Origin of the sequence: Pantoea pleuroti (assembly GCF_014156615.1) — a bacterium.
GTDB classification, from domain to species: Bacteria; Pseudomonadota; Gammaproteobacteria; order Enterobacterales; family Enterobacteriaceae; genus Pantoea; species Pantoea agglomerans.
In genome coordinates this window covers 83,893-84,142 of sequence record NZ_SBFD01000003.1, presented here as the reverse complement: position 1 = coordinate 84,142, position 250 = coordinate 83,893, and positions in this window count along the sequence as shown.

Here is a 250-nt window from a genome sequence, read left to right as displayed (position 1 = left end):
GTCACGCCCTGCGGCCGACGGACCGTCCGGACTCGCCATCCCTGGCTCGTACCGTCCTTTCGCAGACGTCCTGTCGGCTCATCCTTGCCTCCGGTTGTTCCTCAGCGCTTCGGACGCCTCTCCCAAACCCCCGCCTGTAATTATCTTTTCATTTCGCTGTTGCCGTGCTGTCTGATGGTCTGATAGCGAAGACAATCCCGGAAACTCACAGCGACAGCGAACCTGCCATAAAAAAGCAGAGATAACAGCA